Origin of the sequence: Agrococcus baldri (genome assembly GCA_900114805.1) — a bacterium.
GTDB lineage: Bacteria > Actinomycetota > Actinomycetes > Actinomycetales > Microbacteriaceae > Agrococcus > Agrococcus baldri.
Genome location: FOZN01000003.1, coordinates 332,899 through 346,073 on the forward strand (window position 1 = coordinate 332,899; position 13,175 = coordinate 346,073).

Sequence of the window (13,175 nt, forward strand, 5' to 3'; positions counted from 1 at the left end):
ATGAGCGAGACCAAGTACACCAAGGACCACGAGTGGATCCGCACCGAGGGTGACGTCGCCACGGTCGGCATCACCGACTACGCGCAGGCGCAGCTCGGCGACGTCGTCTACGTCGAGCTGCCGGGTGTCGGCCGCACCTTCGCCGCCGGCGAGTCGCTCGGCGAGATCGAGTCGACGAAGTCGGTCGGCGAGCTCATCGCCCCCGCCGCAGGCTCCGTCGTCGAGGTCAACGACGAGGTCGCTGGCGACCCCTCGCTCGTCAACAGCGGCGCCGAGGGCGACGGCTGGCTCGTGAAGCTGCGCTTCAGCGAGCAGCCCGAGCTGCTCGACGAGGCCGCGTACCGCGAGCTCACCGCCTGATGCGGCCGTTCGTCGACCGCCACATCGGCACGGATGCGGCGGCGCAGCAGGTCATGCTCGAAGCGGTCGGCTTCGACTCGCTCGAGGCGCTCATGGACGCCGCCGTGCCCGCCGGCATCCGCACCGCCGGCAGCGACATCGGCGAGGCTGCCTCCGAGACCGCCGCGCTCGCCGAGCTGCGCGAGCTCGCCGGCCGCAACCGGGTGCGCCACAGCGCCATCGGCCTCGGCTACCACGGCACCGTCACGCCCGCGCCGATCAAGCGCCTGATCCTCGAGAACCCGTCCTGGTACACCGCCTACACGCCGTACCAGCCCGAGATCAGCCAGGGCCGCCTCGAGGCGCTCATCAACTTCCAGACCATGGTCGCCGACCTCACGGGACTCGACATCGCGAACGCATCGATGCTCGACGAGGGCACCGCGGTCGTCGAGGCCATGCTGCTGGCGCGCCGCGCCTCGAAGTCGGCCTCCAGCGTCTTCGTGGTCGACGCCGACCTGCTGCCGCAGTCGAAGGCGCTGCTGCGCCATCGCGCGCACGCCACCGGCATCGACCTGGTCGAGCTGCCGCTGGCCCAGACGGCCCCGGCCGACCTCCCCGAGTCCTTCGGCGTCGTCGCCCAGCTGCCGGGCGCATCCGGTCTCGTCTGGGACGCCAGCGGCATCTTCGCCGCATCGACCGAGATGGGCGGCGTGCCCGTCGCGGCGGCCGACCTGCTCTCGCTCGCCCTCATCGAGGCGCCCGGCACGCAGGGCGCCAGGATCGCCGTCGGCTCGTCGCAGCGCTTCGGCGTGCCGATGGGCTTCGGCGGCCCCCACGCCGGCTTCATGGCCGTCGCCGAGCAGTTCACCCGCCAGCTGCCCGGCCGGCTGGTCGGCGTCTCCGTCGACGCCGACGGCTACCCGGCATACCGCCTGACGCTCCAGACCCGCGAGCAGCACATCCGCCGCGAGAAGGCCACCAGCAACATCTGCACCGCGCAGGTGCTGCTGGCCGTGATGGCCTCGATGTACGGCGTCTACCACGGGCCTGACGGCATCACGGCGATCGCCCAGGGCGTGCACTCGGTGGCCACCCGGTTCGCCCGCTCGGCGCGGGCGGCAGGCGCCGAGCTGGTGCACGAGTCGTTCTTCGACACGGTGCGGATGCGTGTGCCGGGCCGGGCGCGCGAGATGCAGTCCCGCGCGGCTGCGGCCGGCATCCTCGTGCACGTCGTCGACGACGACACCCTGCACGTCGCCTTCGACGAGACCTGGGCCGAGATCGGCACGGGCGTGCCGTTCGAGCGCCTGCTCGAGGCGCTGGGCTTCGAAGACACGTCGGCGGTCGGCTCCGAGCCGCGCGCGATCCCCTCGTCGCTCGTCCGCACGAGCGAATTCATGACGCACGAGGTGTTCCGCGCGCACCGCTCCGAAACACAGCTGATGCGCTACGCGAAGCGGCTCTCCGATCGCGACTACGCGCTCGACCGCGGCATGATCCCGCTGGGCTCCTGCACGATGAAGCTCAACGCCGCCGCCGAGATGGAGGCCATCACCTGGCCCGAGTTCTCGCAGCTGCACCCGTACGGGCCGATCGAGGACGCGGAGGGGTCGCTCGCGCTCATCGACCAGCTGGGGGAGTGGCTCGCGCGCATCACCGGCTACGACACCGTCTCGCTGCAGCCCAACGCCGGCGCGCAGGGCGAGCTGGCGGGCCTGCTGGCCATCCGCGGCTACCACCGCTCGCGCGGCGAGGAGCACCGCGACGTCGTGCTCATCCCCGCATCGGCGCACGGCACGAACGCCGCCAGTGCGGTGCTGGCCGGCTGCCGCGTCGTGGTCGTCGCCACCAGCACGAACGGCGATGTGGACCTCGACGATCTGGAGGCGAAGATCGCGGCGCACGCCGACGATCTGGCGGGCCTGATGATCACCTACCCGTCGACGCACGGCGTGTACGAGTCGGAGATCCGGCGCGTGTGCGACGCGGTGCACGAGGCGGGCGGTCAGGTCTACATCGACGGCGCCAACCTCAACGCGCTGCTCGGCCACGCCACCTTCGGCGACATGGGCGGCGACGTCTCGCACCTCAACCTGCACAAGACCTTCTGCATCCCGCACGGCGGCGGCGGCCCAGGTGTCGGGCCGGTGGCGGCGAAGGCGCACCTGGCGCCGTTCCTGCCGCGCGACCCGCGCGAGGAGTCCGAGCTGATCGACGGCGTGCGCGTGGGCGCGAACCCGCTCTCGGCCGCACCCTGGGGCTCGGCATCGATCCTGCCGATCTCGTGGGCGTACGTGCGCATGATGGGGCTCGAGGGCCTGACGAAGGCGACCGCGAGCGCGGTGCTGGCCGCCAACTACGTCGCCGCGCGCCTGCAGGAGCACTTCCCGGTGCTCTACACGGGCGAGCACGGGCTGGTCGCGCACGAGTGCATCCTCGACCTGCGCCCGCTGAAGGAGGCGACGGGCGTCAGCAACGACGACGTCGCCAAGCGGCTGGTCGACTACGGCTTCCACGCCCCGACCATGTCGTTCCCGGTCGCGGGCACGCTGATGGTCGAGCCGACCGAGTCGGAGGACCTGGCCGAGATCGACCGCTTCATCGACGCCATGATCGCGATCAAGGCCGAGGCCGATGCGATCGGCCGCGGCGAGGTCCCGCTGGCCGAGAGCGCGCTGCGCCGCGCGCCGCACACCGCCGGCTCGATCGTCCACGGCGAGTGGGATCGCAGCTACACGCGCGAGCAGGCGGTCTTCCCGGTGCCCGGCGTGGAGCGCGCCAAGTACTGGCCGCCGGTCTCTCGCATCGACCAGCCCTACGGCGATCGCAACATCGTCTGCAGCTGCCCGCCGGTGGAGGCCTTCGCCTGATGCCGACGCTCCGCCGCTCGGGGCGCCCGCGGCCGTTGGCCGGACGCGCCTCGCGACGACTGATGTCCGCGGTCGCGGCGGCGGGCGTCGCCGTCCTGGCGCTCACCGCCTGCGGCCCGCAGCCCGAGCCGCGCGTCGACGAGGGCACCAGCGCGACCGTGGCGTGGAGCGGCGAGCTGACCTCCGCGAACGCGGCCAGCGCGCCCGGTCGCACCTCCGGCAATCTCGACGTCGCGGCGATGACGCGGGCGCAGTTCGCGACCATCGGCGAGCGGGGGGAGGTGCTCGAGGATCCCTCCTTCGGCACGGCCACGATCGTCGCCGAGGATCCCTTCACGGTGCGCTACGACCTCGCCGACGGCCTGCGCTGGTCGGATGGCGTGCCGGTCGATGCGGCGGATCTGATGCTGGCCTGGGCCGCATCCTCGAATGCGCTCTCCACGCCCGATCTCGATCTCGCGTCGCTGCGCGGCCCCAGCGGCGCGCTCTCGCTGCCCGAGGACGCCGTCTGGTTCGACGTCGCCGAGCCGGGCGGCATGGCGCACGCGACCGCTGCGGTGCGCGACGACTGGGCCCGCTCGATCGACGTCAGCTTCTCGCAGCCGATCCCGGACTGGCGCGTGGCGATGGATGTCGCGGTGCCCGCGCACCTGCTCGGTCAGCGGGTGCTCGGCGTCGCCGACGCGATGCAGGCGAAGCAGGCGGTGCTCGAGGCCATCGACCGCGCCGACCCGCTGCTGCTGCACGAGCTGGCCGAGGCCTGGATCGCCGAGTTCGCGGTCGACCCCCACGCGCTCGACGCCGACGCGCTGATCTCGAGCGGCCCGTACCGCATCGATGCCGTGCAGGACGGCCGCGTGGAGCTGGTCGCCAACACCGACTACATCGGTGAGCGAGGCGCCTCCGTCGAGCGGCTGGTGCTGCAGCCGGTGGCGGCCGACGCCGCGGCGCTCGCCGGGCTGACCGCGGGCGAGCTCGACGTCGCGACGATCCGCCCGACCGTCGACGACCGGATCGCCATCCGCGACCTCGAGCGCGACGACGCGATCATGATCGACGCGAGCGACGGCACCCGCTGGGAGCTCGCCCTGCGCACCGACCGTGCGCCGTTGCAGTCGGTGGATGCGCGGACGTCCTTCCTGCGCTCGATCGACCGCCGGAGCATCGTCGACACGCTGCATGAGGGCACCGCCCAGGCGAGCACCATCACGAGCTCGGTGCTCTTCCGGGCAGAGACCCGCATCTACGACTACGCGATGGAGGATGCCGGCTTCAGCGCGGGCCTCGGCACGCCCGACCCGGAGGCTGCGGCCGCCCTGCGTCAGGAGTCGGGAATCGCAGCGGGCACCGAGATCTGCCTGCTCCACGACCGCGCGGCGCCGTTCGCGGCCCAGGCGCTGCCGCTGCTGCAGGCGCAGGCGGCCGAGGCCGGCTGGGCGGTGCGGGACTGCGGCGTCGACGACCTCGCGGCGGGCCTCGCGCAGGACGACTGGAACGCGGTGCTCCAGCTCGTGCGCGTGCCGCAGAGCGTCGAGCAGATCGATGCGCGGTGGCGGGGCGGCGGCCTCACCGCGGCGGAGAGCGCCGAGCGCGACGCGCTGCTCGACGAGGCGCTGCGCACCGCCGATCAGGACGCGCGCGAGGCCACGCTGCTCGAGCTCGAGACCTCGCTGGTCGCCGACGCGGTGGTGCTGCCGATCGTCGAGCCCATGCGGCTGACCATCGCCACCGGCGGACTCCAGGGCGTCTCGCCGGTGCCCGGGACGGCATCCCTCACCTGGAACGCGTGGGACTGGTCGATCGAGTCGGGCGCCGCGGCGCCCTGATCGCCACGGCGATCTGGTCGCCCCGCGCGCCGATCACCGACGCCCAGATCACCCGGCGCCGAACAGCGCCGGGAAGGTCGCGTATGCCCACGGGTAGCCGGCGAAAGCCGCGATGTCGATGAGCACGTGCGCCACGATCAGCGGCACGAGCCTGCCGGTGCGGGCGTAGAGCCAGCCGAACAGCACGCCCATGGCGATGTTGCCCAGCAGCGCCGGCACGCCCTGGTAGAGGTGGTAGACGCCGCGCAGCGCCGCAGCCGACAGGATGATCTGCCACGTGCCCCAGCCCAGCCGTCGCAGCCGCTCGAAGAGGTAGCCGATCACGATCACCTCCTCGGTGAGGCCCGCGCGCAGCGCCGACAGCAGCAGCACCGGGATCGTGAACCAGTGCGCGTCCAGCGGCGACGGCACGACGTCGACGGTCAGGCCGAGCGCGCGCCCCGCGAAGTACAGCGCGATGCCCGGCACGCCGATCACGAGCACGAGGGCGATGCCGGATGCGGTGTCGCGGCCCGGGCGGGTCCGGTCGATCCCGAGGGCGCCCAGGTGGGGCTGCCGGGTGCGCCACAGCAGCCAGACGACGAGCGCCACGGGCACCAGGTCGAGGAAGATGCCGGTCAGCTGGTAGGCCAGGTCGAGCCACGCGCGCTCCGAGCGGCTCGGGTTGAGCGCCACCTGCTGCTCGCCGATCGGCGCAGGGCGGGTGTTGAGATCGATGAACTGCAGCACCGACCAGATGGCGCTCGCGCCCAGGGACAGCAGCAGCACCAGGGCGATCTCGGTCGCGAGCCGGCGCCGAGCGGGAAGAGTGGCAGACACCCCTCAACGCTAGGGCCATCGCACCTCAGGGTTGTGTAAGCACCAACTTGGTAACGATCACGTCACCTGGCCGTTCTGCCCGCATCCGCGTGCATAGACTGCCCGTATCTCAACGAGCACTGCGGCTCTTGCGGCCGTGCGCTCACCCTGCACAGGAGGAAACACCAGTGACACACATGATGAGGCGTCGCGGTCGCGCGCTCGCCGGGCTGGCCATCGGCACTGCCGCTATGGTCGCGCTCGCGGGCTGCACCACGACCACCCCCGAGCCCGGCGAGTCCGGCGACAGCGGCGAGGCCACCACGGGCGGCACGATCAGCATCGCTCAGACCAACGCGGTCACGGCGCTGACGTCGGCGACGCCCGATGCCAACCTGAACACCAACGGCATGGTCGACTACCTGATGGGCAACGCCACGGGTCCCGGCTCGATGTTCTACGTCGACAGCGAGTTCAACGTCGTCCCCGACGAGACCAACGCGACCGTCGAGCTCGTCAGCGAAGACCCGCTGGTCGTCACCTACACCGTCGACCCCGAGGCCGTCTGGTCCGACGGCACGGCCATGTCGACCACCGACCTGCTGCTGTCGTGGGCGATCGGCTCCGGCTGGTTCGACGACGCGACCTACGCCGAGGACGGCACGGTCGCAGATGGCAACCAGTACTTCCAGCTCGCCGGCTCGACCACCGGACTCGACACCACCGAGTTCCCGGAGATCGACGCGGAGGCTGGCACGCTGACGCTCACCTACGGCGAGCCGTACGTCGACTGGAACCTGGTCAACCTGATCGGCAAGCCGGCGCACGTCTTCGCTGAGCACGCCGGCTTCGGCTCGGTGGAGGAGCTCGCGACGTTCCTCGAGGAGACGCCTGCTGGTGACCCCGAGGCTCCGGTCGAGGCCAACGAGCAGCTCCAGGCGCTCGCCGAGCTCTGGAACACGGGCTACAACATCACGTCGATGCCGACGGACGAGAGCCTGCTGGTCAGCGCCGGCATGTGGATCCCGAAGGACTTCCAGGCTGACGACGGTGGCTTCATCTCCTTCGAGCCGAACCCCGAGTGGCGCGGCGAGAACCAGCCCTCGTTCGACGAGCTGATCATCCGCTTCATCGGTGACCCGAACGCGCAGATCACCGCTCTCCAGAACGGTGAGGTCGACATCATCGAGCCGCAGCCCTCGGCTGACACGCTCGCTGCCATCGAGGCCTTCGGCGGCACCCTGATCCAGGGTTCGCAGCTGTCCTACGACCACCTCGACCTGACGATGAACTCCGAGGTCTTCTCCGACCCGGCCGTGCGCGAGGCCTTCCTGCTCACGATCCCGCGTCAGCAGATCCTCGAGTCGATCGTCACGCCGGTGCAGCCGGACGCCGAGGTGCTGAACTCGCAGATGTTCGTCACCAACCAGCCGCAGTACGCCGACGCCATCGCGTCGAACGGCTACAGCGACTTCGCGGAGCCCGACATCGAGCGCGCCACCGAGCTGCTCGCCGGCGCCACGCCGACGGTCAGCATCCTCTACAACATCAACAACCCGAACCGTGTCGACGCGTTCCAGCTGATCCAGGCGAGCGCGGCTGAGGCCGGGTTCAACGTCGAGGACGCCGGTTCGGCCGACTGGGGCTCGCTGCTCGGCAGCGGCAGCTACGACGCCTCCATCTTCGGCTGGATTTCGTCGGGTGTCGGCTACGCCGGCCTGCCGCAGATCTGGCAGACCGGTGGCGGTGGCAACTACAACGGCTACTCCAACGCCGAGGTGGACGCCCTGGTTGACGAGTCGCAGACGATCATCGGCGACACCGCTCGCATCGACGAGATCATGATCGAGATGGATGGCCTGACGCGCGAGGACTTCTACGGTCTGCCGCTCTTCCAGGTCCCCGGTCTGGTCGCGACGAACGGCACCGTCGACGGTGTTGTCTACAACGGCGGCCAGACGGGCGCCATCTGGAACACCTGGGAGTGGTCGCTCGTCGGCTGACGCTGACGGGAGATAGTATTCCCAGCTAGTCCTCTCCGGCCGTGGCTGTCGGGACCCAGGTCCCGGCAGCCACGGCCAACCCGTGTCCGTCCTCGATCGCGCGAGATCCGCGCGGTCGCGAGAGATCGGAGCTGCAGAGCACATGCTCAGCTTCATAGTGAGGCGCATCCTTGCCTCGATCCTGACGCTCGTCGTGGCGTCCTTCATCATGTACATCCTGACGGCGTACTCCGGCGATCCACTGATGGATCTGCGCGGCTCCAATGCCCCGAACGCACAGCTGCTGATCGGCCAGCGCATCGAGCGCCTCAACCTCGATGTGCCGCCTCCGCTGCGGTTCTTCGGCTGGCTCGCCGGTGCTGCCGGGTGCTTGACGCCCTTCACGCCCTGCGACCTCGGCACCGACCTGAACTACACCGCGGTCACCCAGCTCCTGCCGAATGCGGCAGCCGCAACGGTGCGGCTCGTCTCCGCGGCCACGATCCTCGCGATCATCTTCGGCATCATCACGGGTATCGTCTCGGCCCTCCGCCAGTACTCGGCGTTCGACCTGGGCATGACCTTCGTCAGCTTCCTGCTCTACTCGCTGCCGTCGTTCCTCGCTGCCGTGCTCCTGAAGGAGTTCGTCGCGATCGACTTCAACAACTGGATCTCCAGCGGCGATTCCAGCATCGGCTTCATCCCCACGCTCGTGGTCGCCCTCATTGTCGGCGCGATCATGCAGGCGCTCGTCGCAGGATCCGCGCGCAACCGGGTGATCGCGTTCGCGATCTCTGCCGGCGCCACCTTCGGCCTGCTGTACTTCCTCGACGCGATCGACTGGTTCCAGAACCCGGGCCTCGGCTGGGGCGGCATGCTGCTGCTCATCGTCGGCATCGTCGTCGGCGTGACCGCGGTGCTGGCAGGGTTCGGCAACCGCCGGGCGCTGCTGGGTGCGGTCATCGCCGGCGTGCTGGCGTACGCCGCGTTCTTCGCGCTGCAGGGGCTCTTCGCCATCTCCACCATCTGGACGATCGGCATCCTCGGCCTCGCGACCCTCGCCGTCTGCTTCGTCATCGGCTGGGTGATCGGCGGCCCCGACCGGGGCCAGGTCATCCGCGTGACGATGCTCGTCGGCTTCCTCAGCGGCCTGCTCGTGGTCGCCGACCGCTATCTGCAGTCGTGGCCCGCGTACCTCGCGAGCCCGCGCATCAACAACCGTCCCATCGCGACGGTCGGCGAGCAGACGGTGGGCCTCTCGGGCGACATGTGGCTGATGGGCCTCGACACCTTCACCCACTTCCTGCTGCCGACCATCTCGCTCACGCTCATCTCGTTCGCGGGCTATACGCGCTACGCGCGCGCCGGGCTGCTGGAGGTGATGAACCAGGACTACATCCGCACCGCCCGCGCCAAGGGCCTCTCCGAGCGCGTCGTCATCACGCGGCACGCGTTCCGCAACATGCTCATCCCGATCACGACGATCGTCGCCGCTGACATCGGCGTGCTGCTCGGCGGCGCGCTCATCACCGAGCGCGTCTTCGCGATCAGCGGCATGGGCGCGCTGTTCAACATCTCGCTCAACCGCGTGGATGTGAATCCGGTGATGGGGTACTTCATCGTGATCGCCATCACCGCCATCCTGTTCAACTTCCTGGCCGACCTGAGCTACGCGCTCCTCGACCCGAGAGTGAGGGTCAAGTGACGAACACCGCAATCTCCGACGCGGAGGTCGGTCAGAGCCAGGCTCGGCTGATCTTCCGGCGCTTCGTCACGAACAAGACCGCAATGGTCTCGTTCGTGCTGCTCATCGCCATCTTCGGGTTCTCGATCTCCGCGATCGGGCTGGGCCCGATCCCGGGCTGGTGGCACTACAACTTCTACGCCCCCATGCCCACCGCCAACGAGGGCAGGCCCACGCTCTCGATCATCCCCGAGTGGCTGGGCGGCAGCGGCATCTCGCTCGGTGATCACCCCTTCGGGCAGACCCGCATCGGCGTCGACTACTTCGCCGCCACTATGCGCGGGGTGCAGAACTCGTTCGTCGTGATCGTGCTGCTCGCCGGTGTCGCCACCGTGCTCGGCACCGTCGTGGGCGCCATCGCGGGCTACTACCGCGGCTGGGTCGACGCCGTGCTGATGCGCATCACCGACGTCTTCATCGTCATCCCGACGATCGTCGTCGGCGCGGTGGTCGGCCGCATGACCGGCGGCCTCGGTGTCTCGTTCCTCGCCATCGCCCTTGGGCTCGTGGCGTGGATGGGCATCGCCCGTCTCGTGCGCGCCGAGTTCCTGTCGCTGCGCGAGCGCGAGTTCGTGGAGGCGGCGCGCGTCGCCGGCGCGAGCGACGCTCGCATCATCTTCAAGCACATCCTGCCGAACGCGATGGGCGTGGTGATCGTCGCGGCCTCGCTGATCGCCGCCGCGGCGATCCTGCTCGAGACGGCGCTGAGCTACCTCGGCTACGGCATCCACGCACCCGAGCGCTCGCTCGGGCTGCTGGTCTCCGAGAACCAGTCGGCCTTCTCCACCCGGCCGTGGCTGTTCTGGTACCCGGCGTTCTTCACCGTCGCACCGGCGCTGCTGATCAACTTCATCGGCGACGGCCTGCGCGACGCGTTCGACCCGCGCCAGAAGCGCTTCTCGATCCGCCGCACCAAGGAGCTGCCTGAGACCACGGAGCAGCGATCGTGACCCGCGGCGCTGCCTCAGAGCAGCAGCGGCACGGTGGCCGCGAGCACGGGCCCGCCCACCAGTGCGGCCACACGGCCCCAGTGCACCGTGACGGGCACGGCGACGTCGTCGGCGTCGACGCGACTGGCGGGGCGCTGCTCCCAGCGCTGGCGCACGAGCGCCGCAGCATCGCCCGACTCGGTGCCGGGCAGGTCGCCGACGGGGATGCCGCTGTCGAGCGCGCTGCGGGGGTCGCGCGGGTCGCGGTCGTCGCGCACGCGCTTGGCGGCTCGGCGCGCGGCGAGCGCGCTCGCCTGCGGCGCGCACCAGACGGGCCACGCACGTCCGGGCGTGTGCAGCGTGAGGGAGTACTTCGTGTCGACGTGGATGAGCGCATCCCAGGAGACCGAGATGGTGCGCAGCGGGTTGCGGATCTGAGCACCGCGCGCACCCACCTCGAGCGCCGGCGCCCACAGCCCGGCGTACGCGGCGTACGCCAACCACGCGACCACGATGGCGGTCGCGACCACGCCCTGCAGCTGCGACTGCAGCGCGAGCAGCACGCCGAGCACCGCGAGCAGCGCCCACGAGGCGATCGCGAAGCCGCGGTTGACGCGGGAATGGACGGTCACAGCACGCAGATCGTCGTTCACAGCCTTATCGTCGCAGGCGCCACCGCGCCCGGCGAATCCGACACCCCGCTGCAGGAGGCGGCATGACATCCCAGACTGACACCATCCAGCACGCCGCCGGTGACGTGCCCGTGCTCCACATCTCGGGCCTCAACGTCGCCTTCGCGGTCGACGGCTACTGGGTCCCGGCTGCGAAGGACGTCTCGTTCGAGATCGGTCGCGGCGAGGTCGTCGCCGTCGTCGGCGAGTCCGGCTCCGGCAAGAGCGTCTCGTCGATGGCGATCCTCGATCTGCTGCCGAAGAACGCTCGCATCAGCGGCGACATCAAGCTCTCGGGCGACAGCCTGCGCGGCATGTCGCCGGGTGCCATGCGCGAGGTGCGCGGCAATCGTGTCGCCGCGATCTTCCAGGAGCCGATGACGGCACTGAACCCGGTCTTCACCGTCGGGTTCCAGATCATGGAATCGCTGCGCCTCCACCGCGGCATGACGCCGAGCCAGGCTGAGGTCCGTGCGCTCGAGATGCTCGGCCTGGTCGAGCTGCCCGACCCGACGAAGGCGTTCAAGTCGTACCCGCACCAGCTCTCTGGCGGGCAGCGGCAGCGCGCCATGATCGCGATGGCGCTCTCGCTCGATCCGGAGCTGCTGATCGCCGACGAGCCGACCACGGCGCTCGACGTCACGGTGCAGGCGGAGATCCTCGAGCTCATGCGCTCCCTGAAGGACCGGCTGGGCTCGGCGGTGCTGCTGATCACGCACGACATGGGCGTCGTCGCCGACCTCGCCGACTGGGTCGTCGTGATGGAGAAGGGCGTCATCGTCGAGCAGGGCCCGGTGAAGGAGATCTTCGCGGCGCCGAAGGAGCAGTACACGCAGATGCTCCTCTCATCCGTGCCGCGGCTGGGCGAAGGCGCCGACAAGGAAGACGCGATCGATCTGACCGCTGCCCTGGCACTGGCAGCCCACGACGACAGCGACGCGGAGCTGCAGCAGCGCGTGGAGGCCAACGCCCGCGTCGCGGAAGCTGCCCGTCGGGACGAGAAGGTGCACGAGGGCGCACCCGTGCTGGTGCTCGACAACGTCGCGATCGAGTACGGCAGCAAGGGCAAGCTGGGTGCGTTCCGCGCCGTCGACGGCGCCTCGCTGCAGATCCACGCCGGCGAGATCCTCGGCCTCGTGGGCGAGTCGGGCTCCGGCAAGTCGACGATCGGCCGAGCTGCGATCGGCCTGCAGCCGATCGCAGAGGGACGGCTCGAGGTCGCCGGCGTCGACATCTCGCGCATCGATCGCAAGATCGCGCGCAGCCTCAACCGCAAGGTCGGCATCGTCTTCCAGGATCCGTCGTCGTCGCTGAACCCGCGGCTCCCCATCGGCGAGTCCATCGGCGAGCCGATGTACCTGGCGAAGATCCACCGCGGTGCTGCGCTCGACAAGCGCGTCGAGGAGCTGCTCGACGCCGTGCGCCTGCCGAAGAACTACCGCAACCGCTTCCCGCATGAGCTCTCGGGCGGGCAGAAGCAGCGCGTCGGCATCGCGCGCGCACTGTCGATGAGCCCCGAGCTGCTGGTGGCCGACGAGCCGACGAGCGCGCTCGACGTCTCGGTGCAGGCGACGGTGCTCGAGCTGCTGCAGGAGCTGCAGCGCGAGCAGGGCTTCGCGTGCCTGTTCATCAGCCACGACCTCGCGGTGGTCGACATCATGAGCGACCGCATCGCCGTGATGCACCACGGCAAGATCGTGGAGCAGGGCTCGCGCGACGCGATCCTGCGCGCACCGCAGGAGGCGTACACGCAGCGTCTCATCGCGGCGATCCCGGTGCCGGACCCCGACAAGCAGCGCGCGCGCCGCGAGCTGCGGCAGCAGGTGCTCGCCCGCACCGCCGCGGAGTCCGACGAGCAGGGCGCCGGCGACGGCGTCGACGTCGACGAGATGGTGGACGACCGCAAGACCGAGACGGCGATCGAGGAGGAGCGCAACGTCTGAGGCGCGCTGCACGGCCGCGGTCGCCCGCTAGGATGGGCGATCGCGGCCGTTCGTCGCACATTCCTCACAC

Annotated in this window: 9 protein-coding genes; 7 read left to right on the top strand and 2 right to left on the bottom strand. The window is 70.3% G+C overall.

Features of this window, described 5'->3' with window-relative positions:
* The 3 genes from gcvH to BM288_RS09925 all read left to right on the top strand — a co-directional run bounded on the left by gcvH (position 1) and on the right by BM288_RS09925 (position 5,038).
* Positions 1-360 (top strand): glycine cleavage system protein GcvH, encoded by a 360-nt coding sequence (gcvH, locus tag BM288_RS09915; protein ID WP_092918415.1) that lies wholly within the window; start codon positions 1-3, stop codon positions 358-360.
* Positions 360-3,212: an aminomethyl-transferring glycine dehydrogenase gene (gcvP, locus tag BM288_RS09920; RefSeq protein ID WP_092918417.1), complete on the top strand. Its 2,853-nt coding sequence runs from the start codon at positions 360-362 to the stop codon at positions 3,210-3,212. Before gcvH ends, gcvP begins: the two co-directional genes overlap by 1 nt.
* A gap of 62 nt (positions 3,213-3,274) precedes the next feature.
* Positions 3,275-5,038: an ABC transporter substrate-binding protein gene (locus BM288_RS09925; RefSeq protein ID WP_177220342.1), complete on the top strand. Its 1,764-nt coding sequence runs from the start codon at positions 3,275-3,277 to the stop codon at positions 5,036-5,038.
* Positions 5,039-5,086: 48 nt separating this feature from the next.
* Here BM288_RS09925 and BM288_RS09930 read toward each other — a convergent pair whose 3' ends face one another.
* Entirely contained in the window at positions 5,087-5,857 is a 771-nt protein-coding gene (locus tag BM288_RS09930) for a CPBP family intramembrane glutamic endopeptidase (protein WP_092918421.1), read from the bottom strand.
* 176 nt (positions 5,858-6,033) lie between these two features.
* On the opposite strand from BM288_RS09930, the gene BM288_RS09935 reads away from it, so the two are divergent.
* From BM288_RS09935 to BM288_RS09945, 3 genes are all read left to right on the top strand, one after another.
* On the top strand, positions 6,034-7,839 hold the full coding sequence (locus BM288_RS09935; RefSeq protein WP_092918423.1) for an ABC transporter family substrate-binding protein: 1,806 nt from the start codon (positions 6,034-6,036) through the stop codon (positions 7,837-7,839).
* A gap of 142 nt (positions 7,840-7,981) precedes the next feature.
* Positions 7,982-9,523 (top strand): ABC transporter permease, encoded by a 1,542-nt coding sequence (locus tag BM288_RS09940; RefSeq protein WP_092918425.1) that lies wholly within the window; start codon positions 7,982-7,984, stop codon positions 9,521-9,523.
* A complete protein-coding gene (locus BM288_RS09945; protein WP_318255472.1) occupies positions 9,520-10,512 on the top strand; it encodes an ABC transporter permease in 993 nt (330 codons plus the stop codon). The genes BM288_RS09940 and BM288_RS09945 overlap by 4 nt, the downstream gene beginning before the upstream one ends.
* Before the next feature lie 14 nt (positions 10,513-10,526).
* Here BM288_RS09945 and BM288_RS09950 read toward each other — a convergent pair whose 3' ends face one another.
* On the bottom strand, positions 10,527-11,144 hold the full coding sequence (locus BM288_RS09950; RefSeq protein ID WP_177220343.1) for a PH domain-containing protein: 618 nt from the start codon (positions 11,142-11,144) through the stop codon (positions 10,527-10,529).
* Between the two features lie 62 nt (positions 11,145-11,206).
* Between BM288_RS09950 and BM288_RS09955 the strand changes: the two genes are divergently transcribed.
* Entirely contained in the window at positions 11,207-13,105 is a 1,899-nt protein-coding gene (locus BM288_RS09955) for an ABC transporter ATP-binding protein (RefSeq protein ID WP_092918427.1), read from the top strand.
* Positions 13,106-13,175 lie beyond the last annotated feature (70 nt).

Excerpts from the sequence above, each read along its gene's own strand:
- gcvH (WP_092918415.1), top strand. The coding sequence starts at position 1 with ATGAGCGAGACCAAGTACACCAAGGACCACGAGTGGATCCGCACCGAG.
- gcvP (WP_092918417.1), top strand. The coding sequence starts at position 360 with ATGCGGCCGTTCGTCGACCGCCACATCGGCACGGATGCGGCGGCGCAG.
- BM288_RS09935 (WP_092918423.1), top strand. The coding sequence starts at position 6,034 with ATGATGAGGCGTCGCGGTCGCGCGCTCGCCGGGCTGGCCATCGGCACT.
- BM288_RS09940 (WP_092918425.1), top strand. The coding sequence starts at position 7,982 with ATGCTCAGCTTCATAGTGAGGCGCATCCTTGCCTCGATCCTGACGCTC.
- BM288_RS09955 (WP_092918427.1), top strand. The coding sequence starts at position 11,207 with ATGACATCCCAGACTGACACCATCCAGCACGCCGCCGGTGACGTGCCC.
- BM288_RS09925 (WP_177220342.1), top strand. The coding sequence starts at position 3,275 with ATGTCCGCGGTCGCGGCGGCGGGCGTCGCCGTCCTGGCGCTCACCGCC.